Origin of the sequence: Priestia sp. FSL W8-0001 (genome assembly GCF_038050335.1) — a bacterium.
Lineage (GTDB): Bacteria > Bacillota > Bacilli > Bacillales > Bacillaceae_H > Priestia > Priestia flexa.
Genome location: NZ_JBBPAL010000001.1, coordinates 1,008,709 through 1,028,870, shown reverse-complemented (window position 1 = coordinate 1,028,870; position 20,162 = coordinate 1,008,709). Strand labels below are relative to the sequence as shown.

Sequence of the window (20,162 nt, the reverse complement as noted above, 5' to 3'; positions counted from 1 at the left end):
CCCCTTCTCCCCTTCAAGCTCTTATTCAATCGTATTAATACAATCTTGCTTTTGTTAGATGCGCTTTTTTCTCTTCAAACGCTTCTTGCGTTTTTCCATTTTCAGATACTTCAGCAACCCCAACATGCCACCATGAGTCGTATCCACTTGTCATGGTCTTCGGCAGCACCTTAATATCAATGAGCGTAGACACATCTTGTTTCTTCGCATCTTCAAGCGCAAATCTAAGCTCTTCTAAAGTCTGTGCTTCGTACGTTTTCACTCCGTATCCAGCTGCGCTTTGTGCAAAGTTAATTCGGAGAATCTCACCATCTAACTTGTTAGACTGTTCGTTTCTGTAGCGAAACTCCGTACCAAAGCTACCCATTCCGTTGCCCATCTGCAAGTTATTAATACAGCCAAACCCTGAATTGTCAAACAATAAAACGTTAATTTTCTTTTTCTCCTGCAAGCTTGTCACTAGCTCTGAATGAAGCATTTGATAGCTTCCGTCTCCAACCATCGCGTATACTTCTTTATCTGGCTCAGCTAACTTAGCGCCAAATGCTCCGGCGATTTCATAACCCATGCATGAATAGCCGTACTCCATGTGATACGTATTGGGCGTGCGAGACGTCCACATCCGCTGAAGATCACCCGGCAAGCTTCCTGCTGCGCCTACGATAATCGCATCTTCATCAAGTAGATGGTTCACTTGACCAATGACGCTTGTTTGCGTTAATGATGTTCCAAGCGCTTCTTTATACTCAGAAAGTACATCATCAAGCTGTCCGCTTACTTCTGGTACAAATGCTTCCTCTTCGTAACGCACGTGATGCAAGCGTTCAAGCTCTGCTTGCCACTTCCGTTTAGCCTCAGCAATCTCCGTTCCGTAACCTGATTGATATCCGCTCTGTGTCAATTCAGCTGTTAGTGTTCGAAGCGCTTCTTTTGCATCAGCCACCACCTTTACGGCATCCAATTTATTGGCATGAAATTCAGAAATATTTAAGGTTAAAAACTCAACGGCTGGGTGCTGAAACAATTCTTTTGACCCCGTCGTAAAATCGGTGAACCTCGTCCCAATTCCAATGACTAGGTCTGCTTCACGAGCAATTGAGTTCGCAGCGAGATTACCGGTTACACCTACTCCGCCTAGGTTATAAAAGAAATCGCTTTCAACAGCACTTTTACCAGCTTGTGTTTCACCAAAAGGAATATGGAATGCTTCTGAAAAAGCTTTTAATTGAGCTGCTGCTTCCGAATAGCGAACACCGCCGCCGCAAATAATAATGGGCTTTTTCTTGCTTTGAATAAGCCGAACGGCATCTCTCACACTCTCTCGCGTAGGCAAACGTCTTTCCATTCGATGCACGCGCTTTTTAAAGAAGTAGCTAGGAAAATCAAAGGCTTCTCCTTGTACATCTTGCGGCAGCGAAATTGTCACCGCTCCCGTATCAGCAGGATTGGTCAATACGCGCATAGCATTGATCATTGCCGTCATGAGCTGTTCCGGTCGATTAACGCGGTCCCAATACTTACTCACCGCTCGAAAGGCATCGTTTGTTGAAATGGATAAGTCATGAGTTTGTTCAATTTGTTGAAGAACAGGATCAGGCTGACGAGTAGCAAACACATCACCTGGAAGCAATAAAATAGGAATGTTATTAGCTGAAGCAGTAGCGGCTGTTGTTACCATATTGGCAGAACCAGGTCCTACTGAAGAAGTGCACGCCATGATTTGTTTTCTGTGCTTTTGTTTTGCAAATGCCATCGCAGCATTTGCCATACCTTGTTCGTTTCTTCCTTGATAGACCTCCAATTCTCCTGCATCTTGTTCAAGAGCTTGTCCAAGCCCCACCACGTTACCATGGCCGAAGATTGTAAAGATTCCTTTGATAAACTTTGTTTCGTTTCCATCAACTTCTACGTACTGGTGATTTAAAAACTTTACAAGCGCTTGTGCCGTTGTCATTCTTTCCGTTGTCATTTCTTTTTCCCCTTTCATAAAAAAGGGAAGTCTTCAGAACAAGCTGCTCCTACTACTTCCCTCTCCTTTTTTGTTTACAACTTACCAGCGAGCTGTTACCATTTTCTTTCTTGTATAGAACTCTACACCGTCTGTTCCATTCGCATGCAAATCACCATAGAATGAGTCCTTCCATCCTGAAAATGGGAAGAATGCCATTGGAGCTGGAACACCTACGTTTACCCCTAACATACCCGATTCAATTTTTTCACGAAACTCACGAACGCTTGAACCGCTGTCTGTATAGATGCACGCACCGTTTGCAAAGCGTGAGGCATTCGCAATATCAATGGCTTCGCCAAGGTCATTAACTCGAATAATAGATAGCACCGGAGCAAAGATTTCATCTTGCCAAATTTTCATTTCTTGCGTAACGTTATCAAAAATGGTGGGGCCAACGAAATATCCGTTTCCTTGAACCTCAGCATCACTACGGCCATCACGAACAAGCTTAGCACCTTGCTCAACGCCTAATTCAATATAGCCAAGCGTGCGTTCTTTATGCCCTTCACGAATAACTGGACCTAAGAAAACATTTTCTTCAAGACCATTTCCAATCACAATACGATTTGCTTCTTCTACCAATCGAGTGATAAGTTCATCCGCTACGTCTTCTTGCACCGTAACAACAGATGCAGCCATACAGCGCTCACCAGCAGAGCCAAATGCAGCCCCTACAATTTGCTTTGTCGCTACGTCTAAATCAGCATCGTTTAACACGATTGAGTGATTTTTTGCACCGGCTAAAGCCTGAACTCTTTTTAGATTTTCCGTTCCTTTTTTATACACGTATTCCGCTACTGGCTGTGAACCAACAAACGAAATTGCTTTCACGTGCTTATGTTCCAATAGTCCATTTACGACATCATGAGCACCGTTTACGATATTTAGCACGCCTTTTGGCAAACCAGCTTCTTCAAATAACTCTACTAAGCGCGCTGCTAACAGCGGTGTACGCTCAGATGGCTTCAACACAAACGTATTTCCACAAGCGATGGCTAATGGGAACATCCAGCATGGCACCATCATCGGGAAGTTAAACGGCGTAATTCCACCAATGACGCCGATTGGATAGCGGTACATCCCCGATTCAATTCCCGTTGCGATATCAGGCAGCTGTTTGCCCATCATAAGCGTCGGTGCACCTGCAGCGAACTCAACGCACTCAATTCCACGCTGAACTTCACCGTATGCTTCGTTATAAGACTTACCGTTTTCAAGCGTTACAAGCTTTGCTAGCTCATCCCAATGGTCAACAAGAAGCTGCTGGTACTTAAACAAAATGCGCGCACGCTTTGGAACAGCTACTTGTGACCAAGTTTGAAACGCTTCATTTGCGGTTTCTACTGCGTGATCGACATCTTCTTTTGTCGATAATGGAACATTAGCAATCACTTCGCCTGTTGCAGGATTGTAAACAGGCTCCGTTTTCGAAGTAGAAGCTTCTACCCATTGTCCACCAATATAATTTTTAACGTCTTTGACGGCTGTTTGTGTCATCGTGAAATCTCCCCTTTGTTATTAATAAGTTTCCTGTAAAATTTCTTCTGCTGAGCTCATAAACTCTTTAATTTCGGCAACGGTTGGCATCGCATCAGAACAGCTATGACGTGAGATAACAATCGAGGCTGATGCACTTCCAAACCTCATGGCTTCTTTTACACTCATCCCGGTCATCACGCCGTAAATAAAAGCTGATGCATATGAATCGCCAGCACCAAAAGTTTTCAGTACCTTTGTTTTAAAAATGCCGCCGCGATAGGAGTTGCCATCTTTCGTATAGGCGATTGATCCTTCACCACCGTGCTTGATAATCACGATTTTGGCATTATAAGAAAACCATCTATTTGCCGTTACCTCATCACTAGAAGCTTCTAAGTTTAATAGCTTTTCCATCATGTCAAATTCTTCACGCGTACCGATAATCACATCGCATTTCTCTGCGGCCAAATTATAGTAAGTTGACGTTTCTTCTTCTGAAGCCCACGTATACGGACGATAATCGATATCAAAAAACACTACTACTTCATGTTTTCGTGCATATTCTAACGCTAAAAAAACAGCTTCACGAGATGGACTTTGTGCGAGTGCTGTACCAGAAATTAAAAGTGCTTTTGATTGCTTGATATAGCCTTCTGATACGTTGTGGACATCAAGCTTTAAATCTGCAACATTGTCACGATACATCAATATGCTACAATCCGTCGGGCTTTTAATTTCTGTAAAAGCTAATCCTGTTACCGCACCTGTGCGATCAATTGCAACATGATCCGTATCGATATTGGTTTCTGTGAGATAAGATGTAATAAAACGCCCCATTTGATCATCGGAAACTTTACCGATGAATCCTGTGTTCAAACCAAGGCGAGATACACCAATTGCAATGTTCGCTGGAGAGCCTCCAACGTATTTCGTAAACGTCTTTGTTTCTTCCATCGGACGCTGCGTTTCATTGGCATTTAAATCGATACACAATCGTCCTAGGGCAATAAAATCAAGGGGACGGTCTTGCTTAAATTGTAGTTTGTTCATTATCTATCCTCCTGCTTTTTATCAATCGAGTTAAGCGCTTACTCATTTTGCATGATAAAACGTAATTCATCCATTAGTTACGTATGATTCTTCTAGACGTACAGGTCTTCCTGATAACAGTGATTCTTTTGCTGCTTTCGCAATTCGTTCTGCTTGAAACCCATCATTTCCGCTGCAAGTTACAGGTTGGTCTGTTAAGCACGCTGTCGCGAATTCTTTTACTTCTTCAACATAAGCTTGCGTATAGCGCTCTAAGAAGAAGTATAATGGTTTTTCTTTTACCACATGTTCACTTGTTGATACCTGAACCGTTGTTGGAATGCAGTTATCAGCTGTCGCTACACCTTTATTTCCAAAAACTTCGAGGCGTTGATCATAGCCGTATACCGCTTGTCGGCTGTTATCAATGACACCAAGCGCTCCGTTTTCAAACTTTAGCGTTACAATCGCCGTGTCAATGTCTCCTGCTTCTCCGATTGCCGGATCCACTAGTACCGTTCCCTGAGCTGAAACCTCAACGACTTCGCTATCCATTATGTAGCGAGCCATATCAAAATCATGAATCATCATATCCATAAATAAGCCGCCAGATGCTCTCACATAATCGATGCTTGGAGGCTGTGGATCACGAGACGTTATCTTTAAGACGTGAGGCTGACCAATTTCGTTCGTTTGTACAAGTTCTCGTACCTTTTTAAAGTTTGGATCAAAGCGGCGATTAAACCCTACTTGAAGCTTCACTCCAGCTGCTTCTACCGCTTTTAACGCATCATGTGTTTCTTCAACAGAGAAGCTGACCGGCTTTTCACAAAAAATATGTTTTTTAGCTTGAGCAGCTTCTTTAATAATAGCTGCGTGCGTATTGGTTGGTGAACAAATAAACACTGCATCAATTTCACCATCATTTAAGAGGTCGCTATAGTTTGTTGTTAACACATCAATTTCGTTTGTTGTAGCCCAGTCATGCAGATGATCTACCACCACGTCTGAAACCGCTTTAATTTTAATTTGTGGAATTAACTTTAGATTGTCAACATGAAGCTTTCCAATTCTTCCTGCTCCTATTACCCCAACCGTTAAAACATTACTCATTGTTTTAAATCCTCCCATCCATACTGTTGATTCTAGTACGCATTGCTTAATTTGCAATTAAGTTAAGCGCTTTCTTAATTTCTATTATACACACATTCTATAAAACCTCAATATTTTTTTAATTTTTACATAATTTATTTTAAAGAAAAATTGAATTCTCTTTATCTAACCTTATTATATAGACATTTATTCTTCCTTCGCCAACAATAAACAGGGTTTTAAAGAGTCTAAAAATCCCATAAATTTAATTGACTTTTCAGAAATGTAACCGTATACTTCTATTATGAATGAAGTTAAGCGCTTTCCTTTTAAAAACTTTGAAAGTGGTGGATGGGACAAATGAATATGCTTGGAACGAAGAACTCATGGATCGACAAGATTGGCATTCCTTCTAATCTATTTTGGGGGTACATAGGTATCGTTGTATTTATGATTGGGGATGGCCTTGAGCACGGTTGGCTATCACCTTACCTAGTAGAACGTGGTTTATCAATGGAACAAGCTGGTTTTTTATTCTCGCTTTACGGTATTACCGTTGCCATTAGCGCATGGTTTTCTGGTGTTCTTGTTCAAATGTGGGGGCCGAGAAAGACAATGGTTATTGGCGTTGTTTCATTTATTATCGGTTCTATTGTTTTTATTGGCATAGCTATTCCAAGCTTGAATTATCCTTTAATTCTCTTATCTTATGGACTTCGCGGATTAGGCTATCCACTTTTTGCTTATTCATTTTTAGTTTGGGTTTCTTACAATACCCCTCAGCAATCATTAGCTAGAGCTGTTGGCTGGTTTTGGTTTGTCTTTGAGCTTGGTCTTAGCGTTATCGGCGCTTTATACTCCAGCGTAATGGTAAGCCGAATTGGGGAAATTGCGACGCTATGGACTGCTTTAGTGTTCGTAGCAATTGGTGCTATTTTATCTATCGTCATTAACAAGGATCGATTTAACGGCAAAATTGTAAGCGATAACAAATCTAAAGAGTTGCTAAAAGGTTTAACTATCATGGCTGAGAAGCCGAAAGTAGCCATCGGTGGCGTAGTAAAAATTATTAATTCCGCTGCAAAATTTGGCTTCGTAGTCTTTTTACCAACTTATATGGTTGGCTTTAACTTTACCATTACAGAATGGCTCCAAATATGGGGCACCTTATTTTTTGTGAACATTGTGTTTAACCTCATCTTTGGTGTTGTTGGCGATAAATTCGGCTGGGTTAACACCGTGACGTGGTTCGGCGGTGTTGGATGCGGACTAGCTACGTTGGCGCTTTACTATACGCCCCAGATTTTTGGCCATAATTACTGGGCACTGATGCTAGTTGCTTGCTTCTATGGAGCTACTTTAGCTGGGTACGTGCCGTTAACTGCTCTTGTCCCATCTCTTGCTCCTGATAATAAAGGAGCTGCAATGTCCGTTTTAAATCTTGGATCTGGTCTTGCAGCATTTGTTGGTCCAGCTATTGTCGCACTATTTATCGGTCCTGTCGGTGTCGGTGGCTTAATGTGGATCTTTGCTATCCTTTATTTTGTAGGCGCTTTCTTAACGAGATTTTTAGCGTTACCTGAGCAAACCACGAGTTATCAATCCACAGACCAACAGCAAAAACTGTCTGTTTAACTGAATAAAATATGCAGAGAACGCCTCACACGATGTGAGGCGTCTTATTGTTACTTTGTACTAGAGTAAGCTTTAACGTGAACCAGCTCACCCGTTTCAAATGATTCTTTACAAGCATATCCTAATAGTGAAGCCTGCACGCCATCTTTAGCAGTGATAGCTGGCTTGCTACCAGTTTGAATACAATGAATAAATTCTTCAACCTCTGACAAATATGCCTGTGCGAATCGTTCATTAAAATTAGATACGCACTCTTTCAGAGCACCCGCGTCGTTGAAAATGGTTACTGCATTCTTTTCAGGAACAGTACCAATTCGCAGACTTCCTTTTGTACCGATAATCTCTGTTTCAATATGATATCCGTGACGGCTATTTCTCCCTGCTGCAAAAAGACCCATCGTACCATTTGAAAACTTTACAAGAGCAGCTCCTGTTTCTGCATCATTTAACTCCGTGAATGCTGGGACTGAATAGGCTCCACCGATTGCCCACACTTGCTCCGCTTCAGCTCCAAGATACCATCTGGCAAGGTCAAAATCATGCACAGCCATATCTAAGAATATGCCCCCGCTATAGTTTTTTGAGCAAACTTTAAAAATGATTCCAAACCTTCCGTAGGATCAAATCCGTAGCAACGAACCATCACAGGTTCACCTATTGCACCTTGTTCAATTTGCTTTTTGGCATATGCATATGAATCATCATACCTTCTCATGAACCCAAGCATAAATACTTTGTCTTGGTGGCGATTAATAATTGTCTCAATCTTTTCCACCTCTTCTAGGTAAAGGCCTAATGGCTTTTCACTAAATACGTGATATCCCGCTTCTAATGCTTGCTGAATTTGATCACAGTGGAAGTTAGAAGGTGAAGCAATAAAAATGGCATCAAGCTCACTGTTCTGTAGCATTTCTTCATAGGATGTATACGTATATGGAATGTTCCACTTATCACTTAGTTCGGCTAACTGTTCCTTATTTAAACCACAAATTGCTTTTAATTCACAGTTTGGAATGCGAAAAGCTAAATTCTCAGCATGCTGAATTCCAAGCCTGCCTAACCCTACAATTCCTACCTTTACTTTGTTCACAGAACCTCTCCCCTTTTACTCCAGTATGTTTTTAACAGACCCCCGCTCGACAAGCTCAGGAGTTAGCATAACCCTTTGTTTAATCGACTCACTTCCGTTAATTGTCTTTAAGAGCTGCGCAAACGTATATTCAGCCATTTGCGTAATCGGTTGCTCAATGGTTGTTAATCCCGGATCAGCCATTTCAGCATAGATCGTATTGTCAAATCCAATAACTGATAAATCACCAGGAATAGCTAACCCCTGTTTTCGAGCCTCATTCATAACTGCTACGGCAATTAAGTCCGTACAGGCAAAGACAGCAGTAGGTTTTTTAGGACCTGATAAGAGTTCACGCGCCGCTCTTTTGGCATCTTCAATAACTGAACGACAGCTAATTACATCACCGTCTTTTAAAAAAACCTGCTCTTCGTTTAATGCCTGTGTAAACCCATTTAGACGTGCTTTACTACTGCTACGATCTTGTTCCATAATAATAGCTATTTGACGGTGCCCTTTACTTGTTAAGTGGTCCCCCGCTAAATAGCCACCTCTTACATCATCTGTGGTAACCACATGAGTAGAGACTGATGGATGATCCACAGAAAACAGAACAAGCGGTAGTTCTCTGCTTACAATTTTATTTACTAGCTTAAAATTATTTAGCTCAGTGGCAACTACAATGCCATCTACCTGCTTTTTCAACAAGAGCTCTACATATTCATTTTCACGTTCTGGCTGATTATCAGTACTGCAAAGAAACAGCGTATACCCTGCAGATCGCGCGCTATTTTCAAAAGCACGCGCTACCTCTGCAAAAAATGGGTTTGAAATATCGGGTACCAGCACGCCGATTGTATACGTTTTCTTTCCAGTTAAAGCTGCCGCTACGCTACTTGGCTGATAATCGAGCTCTTCCATCACCTTGTGAACTTTTTTTCGCGTTTTTTCACCGATACGACCTGTTTCGTTAATAACTTTTGATACAGTGGCGATAGAAACTCCAGCTTTTTTTGCTACATCATAAATTGTTGTTTTCATTCTAGCTCTTCTCCTCTTAATCTTCTCTTTTAATTATCTTATCACGAATGAGTTGTTCATATCCTTTACAAGGCGCTTTCTACATGGATTCTTAACACGCCTGATTAAGAGTTTCTATCGCACATCAAGAGCTTAATACTGCTATTATTTTGAAATACTTTGTAAGAACTCTAGCTTTTCCTGAGCGTTTTCTTTTGTGATAATATCGATCCCACTATCAATACGTTTTTCAATTTTTTCACCCTTAATTGTTTTCAGCGCATTTTCTACACCTTGATATCCCATATCATATGGACTTTGTGCAATCGTACCGGCCATTTTACCAGCAATGATTGATTCAACAGCTTCAACGGTTCCATCTGTACCAATTACAGGAATATCCCCTTTACCTTCAAGAGCACGTAAAGCCCCGAGTGCCATATCATCATTTGCAGAAAATACACCTTTTACATCTTTGTTTTTTTGCATAATGTTTTCCATAACAGACATCGCTTTTGTTTTATCACTATCAGCTGGCTGTTCAGCAACAATCTTCATGCCTGCCTTTTCAAGTTCTTCTTTCGCTCCTTTAATACGAGCATCCATTGCTGAGTTCCCAAGTGCTCCCGCAATTAAAGCAACGCTATCTCCTTTTTCTAGCATAGATGCAAGAAGTTTTCCTCCTTCTTGACCAGCCGTATAGTTATCTGTTCCAATAAACGCTGTTTTTTCATCAAAATCAGCATCTGTATCAATTAATAGTACCGGTAAATCACCTTGAGTTGCTTGCTTTAAGACAGGTACAACCGTTGAAGGCTGAGATGGTGACACTACAATTGCTCCCGGCATCTGATTGATGGAATCTTCAATCATATTTACCTGTTCAATAACTTGAGATTCAGATGCTGGCCCAACAATATTTACATCCACGCCTAGATCTTTTCCCGCTTCTTTCGCTCCCGCTTCAACGTACTTCCAATATGGACTACTCAGCGTTTTTAAAACGACCGTTACGCTTTCTTCTCCTCCTCCAGACGCTTTATCACTGCTGCACCCTGCTGTAACTAGTAACCCGGCTGCAATTGTTAACATCCCTAACTTTTTTAACCCTTTTTTCATCATCATTTCCCCCTTTAGAATAGATAACCAAAAATGTAAACGCTTAATTTTTTTATGAACCCTTTTTGCTTTTTCTCTGTCTAAGTACGTCCACATATACGGCTGCGATAATGACGACTCCAATAACTGCCATTTGAAAATCAGCTGAAACATTGAGTAAGTTCAGGCCATTTCTTAACACAGCAATGATCATGGCTCCAATTAGCGTTCCCCATACAGTACCTACGCCTCCAAAGAAGCTTGCACCTCCGATAATAACGGCTGCAATTGCATCTAACTCGTAAGATAAACCGGCGAGCGGGAACGCAGAATTGACGCGTCCAACCATAACAAGTCCAGCCAGCGCTGCCATAAAGCCGCTGATTGTATAAACAATAATGAGAACGCGATCTACATTAATCCCTGATAAGTGGGCTGCTTCTTTATTGCCCCCAATTGCATAAATGTATCGGCCTGTTTGTGTTCTTGTTAAAAAGATGTGAAAAATAATGTACATCACAATGACAAGTAAAAAGCTGATTGGAATTGGGCCAATAAATTCTCCACCTAAAAATTGAATCATAAAAGGAAAGCCTGCAATAGGTGCTGCAGCGGTAATGATTAACGCAATACCACGAGCAATGTTCATGGTGCCAAGCGTTGAGATAAATGGATGAGGCAAGCGAAGTTTTGTAAGTAAAATTCCGTTTAACCATCCAAAGAATATACCAACTAATAAGCAAACAAGAATACCTAGAATTGGATTGAATCCCATCGTAACAGAGACAATACCCATGACCATAATTGAAACAGCTAATATTGACCCAACAGATAAATCAATACCTGCTGTTAAAATAGGTAAAAGCATTCCCAGTGCTAATAAAGCATTGATAGAAGACTGACGAGCGATATTCATAATATTATTTACAGTAAGGAATTTGTCAGATAGCAGTGTAAGAATACCGCTTAATATAATAAGACCGATTAAGGCACCAAACTTACCTAAAAAATGCTTAAATGACTTCTTTTCGCTGGGCGCTGGCTTTTTTTGAATAATAACTTCACTCATTACGTTCAGCCTCCTGTCGCTGCTTTCATAATTATTTCTTGATTTGCTTCTTGAATTTCTAAATCAGCCGTAAATTTACCTTCATTCATTACGAGTACGCGATCACACATACCAAGAATTTCTGGTAAATCAGATGAAATCATAAGAACAATCGCACCATTCTCTACAAGCTGATTCATTAAACGATATACCTCGACTTTGGCACCTACATCAATTCCTCGAGTCGGCTCATCAAAAATGAACACCTTTGCTTGTGTACAAAGCCATTTGGCAATAACTACTTTTTGCTGATTACCACCGCTTAGCTTACGAGCATGAAGCTCAATATTATCAGGACGTACCCGCAGTTCTTTAATATAGTTGTCTGCTGTTTTCTTAATGGTGTTTAAATTGATAAGATTATTTTTTTGTTTAAACATTTTTGTATTAGCTAAGGAGATGTTAAAATCTAGAGGTTGATCCAACAGGAGGCCCTCATTCTTTCGATCTTCAGTAATGAATGCAATACCTGCATTGATGGCGTCTTTAGGTGATTTAATATGAACTTCTTTCTTATCGATATATACGCTTCCGCTTTCTTTTTGGTCAGCTCCAAAAATCGCTCTAGCTAACTCTGTTCTTCCTGCTCCAACCAATCCGGAAATACCGACAATCTCGCCGTATCTCAGGGTAAAGTTCAGCTTTTCTTTAAAGCCTTTGACATGGAAATCTTTGATGCGAAACCCTTCATCTCCAAGTACAAACGACTGCTTTGGATATTTTTCATCTAACGTTCTTCCAACCATAAGCTCAATCCACTTGTCCGTTGTTGTTGTGCGAACTGGTAGCGTATCAATTTGAAAGCCATCTCGTAAAATGGTTATTCGATCACCCATCCGCTTAATCTCATCCAACCGATGAGAGATAAAAACAATTGCAATACCTTTTTTCGTAAGGCCTTCTACTGTTGAATATAGCTGTTCAACTTCTGTAGAACTTAGGCTGGCAGTTGGCTCATCCATAATGATTAACTTCGCATCTAAGGTAAGCGCTTTAGCAATTTCCACTAATTGTTGCTGACCAATCCCTAATTCACTGAGCTGCTTATCAGCAAGATCTGGGCTTTGTCCTAACATGGTCAAGTAGCGCTTTGCTTCTTCTCTCATTTGTTTATGGTTTAAAAAAGAAGCCTTTCCACGTTGCTTTAATTCCCTTCCAAGGAAGATGTTTTCATAGACTTTCAGCTGTGGAATAACGTTGAGTTCTTGATAAATTGTTGCGATGCCAAGCTTCATAGAATCCACAGGATTATTAATCTGCACATGCTTTCCTTCCCAGTAAATCTCACCTTCATCCTTTTCATAAGCCCCTGTTAAAATTTTAATGAGAGTTGATTTTCCAGCTCCATTTTCTCCTAACAGAACATGTACTTCTCCAGCTTTAACATTTAAATCAATGCCCTTTAAAACATGGTTGTTGGAAAAACTCTTTTTAATCCCTTTCATTATAAGCAACGCTTGATTGTCACCTATCATGTAAAGACCCCTTTCATCTCCTAAGTAAAGAAAGCGCTTTCCTAATTGATTTGAATTATAAATAGTTTTGTAGAGATTGGCAACAACTTTTTTCAGAAAATTTTATCTTTTTATAATTATAGGCATGCTCTCTCCTAATCAAATCTATATTCTAAGATATTAATTATTTTTTCACATACTATCCAAGGAGTTATGTATTAAAACATTCCTCTTGCTTATCTATCGAAAACAAAAAGGCTATTCATTGTATAAAATAATAGTTTGTGAAAGAAAAGATATAAAAAAGCCACATGAAATTTTTTCATGTGGCTTTTCCAGATTGACGAGAACCTTACAGGTTTCTCGTCAATCTGCTCTTTTTTATATTGAGGTATTCTCTTAATTACATCGACAATTGTTTTTACAATGGTCATAACCGTAAATAGTCTCGTGTCATTCTCCACTTCCATTTCTTTTTGGCTGCTTCCTGCTTTTACTGTCCAAGCTGTTGTTGCAGATTCTTTCTTTTCCACTTCCGTTCGCTTGAAAAAACTGCCCATCTCCCTCGCCTCACTTTTGTAAGTCCTCTTTCTATTTACTATGGCAAGGTTTTGTCCCTTCAACAGCTACCAAGCCACTTAATAAAGCTCATATTCCTCAACGAATACCCCCAAAGCTCAGCGATTGCCTAAGCTGATGAGTCTTTAAAAATGTATCGATTGCCGCAGGACGATCTAGTAAATAGCCTTGTACTACCTTAATATCTAGCGCAAGTGCAATAGCCAAATCCTTTTCACACTCAATTCCTTCTAAAATGAGCGTGGTGTTTCCTTCATTATATTGTGATAAGCATTTCACCATTTCTTGCTTTTCTTTTGAATCAGCTAAACCCCTTGAAAAATAGCGATCTAGCTTAATAATGTCTGGCCGATGCTCCACAACGTGCTGAAGACTCCCCATCCCTGTTCCTACATCGTCTATAGCGATTTGAAACCCACATTGACGCAAATAGTTCAGCCCTTCTTTAAACAGTGGAGATGACCAGACACTGTGCTCAAATGGACTTTCATTCAGTTCGAATACCACGCGCTTGAAGATGCTTGGATACATAACTAATAAGTGCTGAATAAAAAAGTGAAACTGTTTATCTATTAAAGTGGATGGAAAAATATTCACAAACAGCTTTTCACCTTGTAAAATTTCAAATGGAAAACAATCAATGGCTCCTTCAATCGCCATCATGTCAAGCTGAGTCAGCTTTTTTTCTTCGTGCGCCTGTAAAAATACATCCATAATGGGTGCATGAGAATAATGTAATCTTAACAGTGCTTCAAACCCTACTTTACTCCATCTATTCACACTATAAATTGGTTGATAAACAAACGTAAATTGTTCTTTGTCAAATTGTTTTGAAAAATAATCTTCCATATTGCCCCCTCAGTTCTCTGCATAATTATTGCGTTTCGTACATTTTCTATCCTATATGTTAGTTAACTGTTTAATTAGCTATTATCTTATAAATCGGCAAAGCACTTGATTATTTTAACACAAAAAACACCCATTTTTTGGTAATGAGCGTTTTTTTATCATTTTTATATTTTACTCTTTCAAGGAGACTCTTTCTTTACTTCCCATCCATGCTTGCACCCATTTCACTAATTGCTGATCTTGATTTCTTCCTGCAATAACGGATAAACCAACAGGGAGTTGATTAACATAACCAGCTGGAATCGTAAGCTGTGGTAACCCGGCTAAACCAGCTAAGCACGTCATCTGCAGCGTATACAACCTTCGATTTTGAAGTTCTGGACCAACGGCATTCTTCAGAGGGGCTACTCCAGGAGCTGTTGGTAGCACTAAGATTGTTTGACCATCTAAAAGATGAGTAAGCTCTTTAGTAATCGTGTCACGAATTTGTTTAGCATCTGACATATCTTCTTCTTTTAATGTGCTGGCCCATTCAAAACGTTCGGCTACATCAGGACCAAATGTCGGGTTATATCGTTTAATCCATTCTCCGTGAGCACGCCAAATTTCAATTCCCTGCAGCGTGCGAAATGCTTCCATACATTCACTTAGCTTGTAAGAAAGCTGTAAATTCTTGTAGCTAACAGCGTGATCTTCTAATAGAACTTCTACTTTCTTACAAGCTTCCTCATCCGTTAGTTCAAACAAATTGTTTACTCCAACGACGTTCTCAAAAGAAGGTGCTGTAGCTTGAGACGCAAACAACACGGATGCAACATCAAGCATCGTGTTTATATCTTTTGCCATAAACCCTACCGTATCAAAACTGGGTGCTAACGGTATTAATCCTTTAACCGATAAGCTACCGTGCGTCGGTCTAAATCCATAAACCCCGCAATAGCTAGCTGGAATTCGTATCGATCCCCCTGTGTCCGTTCCAATTGCAAAATCGACGAGCCCAGCAGCTACTGCCACCGCTGAGCCGCTTGATGAACCTCCTGGAATTCGGTTGTGATTAATTGGATGAAGTGGCGTTCCATAATGAAAGTTTTCACCATTTAATCCATACATTAGCTCATCTGTATGCGTTACGCCCGTCAGCTTAGCACCTGAAGCTAACAAACTTTTAACAGCTTCAGCATGATCACTCGCTTGTTCATGGGTATGTAGCCAGTAAGGGTTTCCCGCACTAGCCGTATGTCCTTTTACATCAAATACATCTTTTAAAGCAAATGTTTTTCCACTTAACACTCCGTGATTCGTTGGCTCTGCGATTATTTCTTTATTAAGAAATGCATTCCATTTATCGTTCATCCTCACCGCTCCCTTTTCACTTATGTCTCTTTTAAGCGTAATAACTAGAAGGATGATTGGTCAACGAATGTGTAATAACTTCTGACAAATGTTAAAACACTGTAAGGATAACGATTAAAAATTGCTCTTTCTGTTTTAAACAAGGTAAAGTAATAGTAGCTTTTGATTTTATACGCAAAGGAATAGAATACTATGTCACAACACACCATTTTGTATGCGTTTATCGTTCTTGCCATTATTTTAACAAGAGGCATTCCGTTAGCAGGCCGGCAAATGCACGGCCTTAACCAAGGTCTCACACACATAGGGCGCTATTTTTCTAATTTAAATACGCTTTTGCACGAGGATGGTCATGCCCTTATGGGGCTGATTTTCGGAAAAGGTGTAAAGCGAATCGAGCTATACACAAACACAGAAGGAGTAGCCATTACGTCGACCTATGCTGGTGCTCGCGGCTGGCTTCCTCGCGTTATTATTGCACTAGCCGGTTATCCTTTTAGTTCGGCCATGACGTATTTATTCTTTTATCTGCTTATACAACATCGCTACGACTTACTGTTTTATGGATTAGGGGGCATTTTATTATTCAATCTTCTTTTCTTAGTAAGAAATCGCTACGGAGTACTTTGGCTTGCGTCCATTCTTGTTATTTTAGGAGGGATTTACTACCTAAATTCCCCCGCTCTCGTTATGTATAGTATGATGTTTGTTGGAGCCATTTTGTTGGTTGAGTCTGTTTTATCAGCAGCTGTTATTTTTGTATTAAGCGTCAAGCAACCTTATCATGCCGGTGATGCAACCAGCTTAAAAGAGCTTACGATGATTTCAAGTCGCATTTGGGGACTTTTGTTTTTCGCTCAAGCTTTATACATCGCTTATTTAAGTATTACACTACTACACTAGAAAGGCTGGGGCATAAGTAATTCAGCTCATGATAAACCTGAACAATTGAGAGTTCCTCACTTTTAATGGTTCAGGTTTTTTGCTGATTGCGAAAACGATTTCATAAACAGAGTAGAATGGAACGTAGGACACTCGACTCCTGCGGGAAAGAGAGGGAAAACTGAGATCCCACAGCGAGGAAGCTCAGGTTCCTCTCCGCGGAAAGAGAGTGGCCGTAGCGCAATGAAACGTGTTCTGACAACGTAAAGAAGTGAAAAAAGGGATTGTTCGTCGTTTTGAAAATTTGTTTTGTTATGTCGCACCCTCTTTTAACATTGATAAAAAGAAAAAAAGCACCTTCCTCTTTTCTTTTTAGACTTTCTGTCAACTTCCCCTGTCGAACGCTTATCAAAAACCGACGTTAAAAATCTAGTTATTTTGACATAACCCCAAGAGAAAGATGTCGAAAATAGTGGGTTCATACAGAGAATTAGAGATAGATACTTCCTCCTATTTTGTCTATATCTGGTATAATAATAGTTATTAAAAACTATTATAGTTTAGAGTTTTTTATGAAGGGACGTGATTACTTACACAAATACCTTAGTCCACTCTACTCCTAGAAATGGAGTGAACGTGATTTGTAAACATTCGCACCCTATACTCCTCACTTTATACACTTACGTTCATTCTCGCACTATTTTTACGCAACATATCACCTAGATATCGAAAAAAGCAAGCGCTATCTTTTTTTGAATTACTTGTAATTCAAAACGTGTAAACGGCCAAAAAATAAAAGGGGGATGGTCCGTTGGCAAAGAAAAAAACAAAGGTAAGTGTCTTAGTTTTAGCGGTAATTTTAGTAGTGGGAACTCTCTTCTTCAGCGTAAATAAAACAGAAGCTGCAGGCGGTACAACTCATTTCATCGTCATCAACAAAGCAAACAATCAATTAGCTTATTACAAGAACAACAAGCTCGTTCGTACGTTTTCAGTTGCAACTGGACGAACGAATTCACTTACACCAGAAGGTAAGTTCCGCATTGTTAATAAGATTGTAAATCGTCCTTATTATACGGGCAAAATACCGGGAGGAGATCCACGAAATCCATTAGGAAATCGCTGGTTGGGAATTAACGCTCGTGGTACAAATGGTACAACGTATGCTATTCACGGTAACAACAATCCTAGTTCCATCGGAAAGTACATAAGCAGCGGATGCGTTCGTATGTACGATAACGAAGTGGAATGGTTATTCAGTCAAGTAACAGTGGGAACTCCAGTCGTCATTACGAATTCATCAAAATCATTTGACGCAATTGCGGCAGCTAATGGATACAAAGTATCTGGCAGCAGTCAGCCTTCCCAGCCGGCTGTTAGCGGTCTTAAAAAAGGAAGCCGTGGCAATGAAGTGCGCACGCTTCAGCAAAAGCTCACTTCTCTTGGTTATGATACAAAAGGCGTGGATGGAATCTTTGGAAACAATACAGACACGGCTTTAAGAAGATTCCAAAAAGATCGCGGCTTATCTGTTAACGGAGTGGTTGACTCAGCTACCCAAAAAGCGCTAAACGGAGCAAAACCAGGCGTCAAACCACCAGCAACAAGCACTGGTTTAAAGAAAGGAAGCCGTGGTAACGAAGTGCGTGCTCTTCAACAAAAGCTTACCTCTCTTGGGTTTAGCACAAAAGGAATTGACGGCGTATTTGGAAATAATACGGATGCTGCTTTGCGTCAGTTTCAAAAAGCTCGCGGACTATCTGTCACTGGAGTCGTTGATGCTGCTACGCAAAAAGCGTTAAACGGAACAACAGCTAGCAAGCCTTCTTCACCCAGCAAAGGCCCTAGTTTAACGTCAGGGCCAACTTTGAAGCTTGGTAGCAAAGGAGATGCAGTTAAAGCACTTCAACAAAAGCTTACTTCTCTTGGCTTTAACACTCAAGGTGTGGATGGTATGTTTGGTTCTAATACCAGCGCTGCTGTTCGAAAGTTTCAAAGCGCAAACGGCTTAGCTGCTGATGGAATTGTTGGTCCAAACACATATAAAGCTCTTTCTTCTAAATAATACGATTAATCAAAGCAGAGTCTTTAAAGGCTCTGCTTTTTCGTGTTCTCTATGTATAAACCTTTACTGTAACTAGCATAATACAAGTGAATATGGAAGTTTACAAGTGCTACTCATTCCACATAACGAAGGTGTTGTTTATCGCCTGCAAAGTCTTGACATACTCTTTTTTCAATTGTGACAAAAGACACCTAGATTCACGAAACAAGTCGAAACTGTTTATGGTTAAGTCTTTTTTTCTAAAGCTTTATTTTCACAATTTCTTCAAATGTCTGCACCGAACGCTGGCGAACTTTCAAAAAGGAGAAGAACAATGGAGAATTTACGAAAAAGCTTAGGTTTTAACACGATGCTTGTCATTATCTCTCTGAGCATCCCGCTTATTTTAACGCAAATTTATGTGTCTCCCTTAACCGGTTGGACACTGCTTATCTTTAGTCCATTTGGAACGATTATTGGTGCGGTTAATCTATTCAAGCACCATATCTATACAAGCCAATAACAACCTCCTTGAAAAAGAAGGTTGTTATTTTTATACTAGCAAACGCTTATGAATCCAAATGGCTGCTTGAACCCCTTCTCCCATAGCTACTGCTGCTTGTTCTGAATGAGCAACTAAATCTCCAGCCGCCCACACGTTTTCTACGTTCGTTTCTTTCGTTCGATGATTCGTTAATACATGGTTATTCTCTGTCGTATAAACACCTAGCTGTTCTGCTAAATGACTTTGCACTTTGTTGCCACCTAATGCTAAAAAACAATGATTGGCATAAACCACTTCTCCGCTTTGTAATTCTATGCCTTTAAACTGACTTTTTTCTTCAACGAACACTTTTTCAATTTGTTCGTTTTTATACGTTAACTCTTGCTCCTGAAGTTTTCGCTTTGTCTTAGTAGGCAAGACCTTCATTTCTTCATCAACATAAACAACATCCTTTGTCCAATGAGTTAATGTACAGGCAAGGTTGGCTCCCGCTTCTCCTCTACCAATTACAATTACTCGACTGTCTTTTACTTCATAGCCATCGCAGTCTGGACAAATATAAACGCTAATGCCAAGACAACCAATCAGCTCTGGAAAGCTTGGCAAGTGATCTTTAATACCCGTGGCTAACAAAACTGTTTTACATTGATAGCATTCACCAGATTTTGTGTTTAAAATGATACCTTGGTCTTGCTTAGCTGCTGATATCACGTAGTCTGCTACAAACTGCACGTCATAACGCATAGCTTGCTTCTTCCCACTCAACCTTAATTCTTCTCCACTTACACCTTCTGGCCATCCTAATAAATTATGATATCTGTTACATAAATTTGAACGACCGTCATTGGAATCAATCACTAAGGTTTGATGACAGTACCTGCCAAGCTGAATCGCTGCTTGGAGACCAGCAATTCCGCCTCCAATAATAATGCAATCATAATAGTTCTCCAATGCT

At 40.2% G+C, this 20,162-nt stretch carries 18 protein-coding genes; 4 read left to right on the top strand and 14 right to left on the bottom strand.

What is annotated here, in order from left to right; translation table 11 throughout:
- Positions 1-34: 34 nt before the first annotated feature.
- The 4 genes from iolD to iolG form a co-directional block, all read right to left on the bottom strand.
- Positions 35-1,969 carry a 3D-(3,5/4)-trihydroxycyclohexane-1,2-dione acylhydrolase (decyclizing) gene (gene iolD, locus MKZ18_RS05390; RefSeq protein WP_340842873.1) on the bottom strand — a complete coding sequence of 645 codons (1,935 nt, stop codon included), beginning with the start codon at positions 1,967-1,969 and terminating at the stop codon, positions 35-37.
- A gap of 81 nt (positions 1,970-2,050) precedes the next feature.
- Positions 2,051-3,508 (bottom strand): CoA-acylating methylmalonate-semialdehyde dehydrogenase, encoded by a 1,458-nt coding sequence (locus MKZ18_RS05385; protein WP_318757665.1) that lies wholly within the window; start codon positions 3,506-3,508, stop codon positions 2,051-2,053.
- A gap of 21 nt (positions 3,509-3,529) precedes the next feature.
- The gene (gene iolC, locus MKZ18_RS05380) at positions 3,530-4,540 is read right to left on the bottom strand and encodes a 5-dehydro-2-deoxygluconokinase (protein ID WP_025909254.1); all 1,011 of its coding nucleotides are present in this window, start codon (positions 4,538-4,540) and stop codon (positions 3,530-3,532) included.
- A gap of 66 nt (positions 4,541-4,606) precedes the next feature.
- Entirely contained in the window at positions 4,607-5,632 is a 1,026-nt protein-coding gene (gene iolG / locus MKZ18_RS05375) for an inositol 2-dehydrogenase (protein ID WP_025909255.1), read from the bottom strand.
- A 339-nt stretch (positions 5,633-5,971) separates the two neighbouring features.
- Here iolG and MKZ18_RS05370 point away from each other — a divergent pair, with 339 nt between their 5' ends.
- Positions 5,972-7,246: an MFS transporter gene (locus MKZ18_RS05370; protein ID WP_163070746.1), complete on the top strand. Its 1,275-nt coding sequence runs from the start codon at positions 5,972-5,974 to the stop codon at positions 7,244-7,246.
- A 50-nt stretch (positions 7,247-7,296) separates the two neighbouring features.
- Here the strand turns inward: MKZ18_RS05370 and MKZ18_RS05365 are convergent, their stop codons facing one another.
- From MKZ18_RS05365 to MKZ18_RS05325, 9 genes are all read right to left on the bottom strand, one after another.
- A complete protein-coding gene (locus MKZ18_RS05365) occupies positions 7,297-7,797 on the bottom strand; it encodes a Gfo/Idh/MocA family oxidoreductase (RefSeq protein WP_341344506.1) in 501 nt (166 codons plus the stop codon).
- Between the two features lie 2 nt (positions 7,798-7,799).
- On the bottom strand, positions 7,800-8,336 hold the full coding sequence (locus MKZ18_RS05360; protein ID WP_341344505.1) for a Gfo/Idh/MocA family oxidoreductase: 537 nt from the start codon (positions 8,334-8,336) through the stop codon (positions 7,800-7,802).
- Positions 8,337-8,351: 15 nt separating this feature from the next.
- Positions 8,352-9,356 (bottom strand): LacI family DNA-binding transcriptional regulator, encoded by a 1,005-nt coding sequence (locus MKZ18_RS05355; RefSeq protein WP_025909258.1) that lies wholly within the window; start codon positions 9,354-9,356, stop codon positions 8,352-8,354.
- A gap of 144 nt (positions 9,357-9,500) precedes the next feature.
- Entirely contained in the window at positions 9,501-10,460 is a 960-nt protein-coding gene (locus MKZ18_RS05350; protein WP_340842874.1) for a sugar ABC transporter substrate-binding protein, read from the bottom strand.
- A 46-nt stretch (positions 10,461-10,506) separates the two neighbouring features.
- Positions 10,507-11,502: an ABC transporter permease gene (locus MKZ18_RS05345; protein WP_061785308.1), complete on the bottom strand. Its 996-nt coding sequence runs from the start codon at positions 11,500-11,502 to the stop codon at positions 10,507-10,509.
- Positions 11,503-11,507: 5 nt separating this feature from the next.
- Positions 11,508-13,016: a sugar ABC transporter ATP-binding protein gene (locus tag MKZ18_RS05340; protein WP_035320431.1), complete on the bottom strand. Its 1,509-nt coding sequence runs from the start codon at positions 13,014-13,016 to the stop codon at positions 11,508-11,510.
- Between the two features lie 215 nt (positions 13,017-13,231).
- A complete protein-coding gene (locus MKZ18_RS05335; protein ID WP_340842875.1) occupies positions 13,232-13,555 on the bottom strand; it encodes a hypothetical protein in 324 nt (107 codons plus the stop codon).
- 97 nt (positions 13,556-13,652) lie between these two features.
- Complete coding sequence (locus MKZ18_RS05330; protein ID WP_318757662.1) at positions 13,653-14,423, bottom strand: EAL domain-containing protein; 771 nt, start codon at positions 14,421-14,423, stop codon at positions 13,653-13,655.
- 171 nt (positions 14,424-14,594) lie between these two features.
- The gene (locus tag MKZ18_RS05325) at positions 14,595-15,776 is read right to left on the bottom strand and encodes an amidase (protein ID WP_144593640.1); all 1,182 of its coding nucleotides are present in this window, start codon (positions 15,774-15,776) and stop codon (positions 14,595-14,597) included.
- Positions 15,777-15,968: 192 nt separating this feature from the next.
- Here MKZ18_RS05325 and MKZ18_RS05320 point away from each other — a divergent pair, with 192 nt between their 5' ends.
- The 3 genes from MKZ18_RS05320 to MKZ18_RS05310 all read left to right on the top strand — a co-directional run bounded on the left by MKZ18_RS05320 (position 15,969) and on the right by MKZ18_RS05310 (position 19,225).
- Complete coding sequence (locus tag MKZ18_RS05320) at positions 15,969-16,679, top strand: M50 family metallopeptidase (protein ID WP_025909265.1); 711 nt, start codon at positions 15,969-15,971, stop codon at positions 16,677-16,679.
- Positions 16,680-17,469: 790 nt separating this feature from the next.
- Positions 17,470-18,723, top strand: a complete 1,254-nt coding sequence (locus MKZ18_RS05315) for a L,D-transpeptidase family protein (RefSeq protein WP_076512540.1) — start codon at positions 17,470-17,472, stop codon at positions 18,721-18,723.
- Positions 18,724-19,036: 313 nt separating this feature from the next.
- Positions 19,037-19,225 carry a hypothetical protein gene (locus tag MKZ18_RS05310; RefSeq protein ID WP_025909267.1) on the top strand — a complete coding sequence of 63 codons (189 nt, stop codon included), beginning with the start codon at positions 19,037-19,039 and terminating at the stop codon, positions 19,223-19,225.
- 30 nt (positions 19,226-19,255) lie between these two features.
- On the opposite strand, the gene MKZ18_RS05305 is transcribed toward MKZ18_RS05310, so the two are convergent.
- Positions 19,256-20,158 carry an NAD(P)/FAD-dependent oxidoreductase gene (locus MKZ18_RS05305; protein ID WP_340842876.1) on the bottom strand — a complete coding sequence of 301 codons (903 nt, stop codon included), beginning with the start codon at positions 20,156-20,158 and terminating at the stop codon, positions 19,256-19,258.
- Between the last annotated feature and the right edge of the window lie 4 nt (positions 20,159-20,162).

Excerpts from the sequence above, each read along its gene's own strand:
- MKZ18_RS05345 (WP_061785308.1), bottom strand. The coding sequence starts at position 11,502 with ATGAGTGAAGTTATTATTCAAAAAAAGCCAGCGCCCAGCGAAAAGAAG.
- MKZ18_RS05350 (WP_340842874.1), bottom strand. The coding sequence starts at position 10,460 with ATGATGATGAAAAAAGGGTTAAAAAAGTTAGGGATGTTAACAATTGCA.
- MKZ18_RS05340 (WP_035320431.1), bottom strand. The coding sequence starts at position 13,016 with ATGATAGGTGACAATCAAGCGTTGCTTATAATGAAAGGGATTAAAAAG.
- iolD (WP_340842873.1), bottom strand. The coding sequence starts at position 1,969 with ATGACAACGGAAAGAATGACAACGGCACAAGCGCTTGTAAAGTTTTTA.
- MKZ18_RS05370 (WP_163070746.1), top strand. The coding sequence starts at position 5,972 with ATGAATATGCTTGGAACGAAGAACTCATGGATCGACAAGATTGGCATT.
- MKZ18_RS05330 (WP_318757662.1), bottom strand. The coding sequence starts at position 14,423 with ATGGAAGATTATTTTTCAAAACAATTTGACAAAGAACAATTTACGTTT.
- iolC (WP_025909254.1), bottom strand. The coding sequence starts at position 4,540 with ATGAACAAACTACAATTTAAGCAAGACCGTCCCCTTGATTTTATTGCC.
- MKZ18_RS05310 (WP_025909267.1), top strand. The coding sequence starts at position 19,037 with ATGGAGAATTTACGAAAAAGCTTAGGTTTTAACACGATGCTTGTCATT.
- MKZ18_RS05355 (WP_025909258.1), bottom strand. The coding sequence starts at position 9,356 with ATGAAAACAACAATTTATGATGTAGCAAAAAAAGCTGGAGTTTCTATC.
- MKZ18_RS05365 (WP_341344506.1), bottom strand. The coding sequence starts at position 7,797 with ATGGCTGTGCATGATTTTGACCTTGCCAGATGGTATCTTGGAGCTGAA.
- MKZ18_RS05320 (WP_025909265.1), top strand. The coding sequence starts at position 15,969 with ATGTCACAACACACCATTTTGTATGCGTTTATCGTTCTTGCCATTATT.
- MKZ18_RS05385 (WP_318757665.1), bottom strand. The coding sequence starts at position 3,508 with ATGACACAAACAGCCGTCAAAGACGTTAAAAATTATATTGGTGGACAA.
- MKZ18_RS05335 (WP_340842875.1), bottom strand. The coding sequence starts at position 13,555 with ATGGGCAGTTTTTTCAAGCGAACGGAAGTGGAAAAGAAAGAATCTGCA.
- iolG (WP_025909255.1), bottom strand. The coding sequence starts at position 5,632 with ATGAGTAATGTTTTAACGGTTGGGGTAATAGGAGCAGGAAGAATTGGA.
- MKZ18_RS05325 (WP_144593640.1), bottom strand. The coding sequence starts at position 15,776 with ATGAACGATAAATGGAATGCATTTCTTAATAAAGAAATAATCGCAGAG.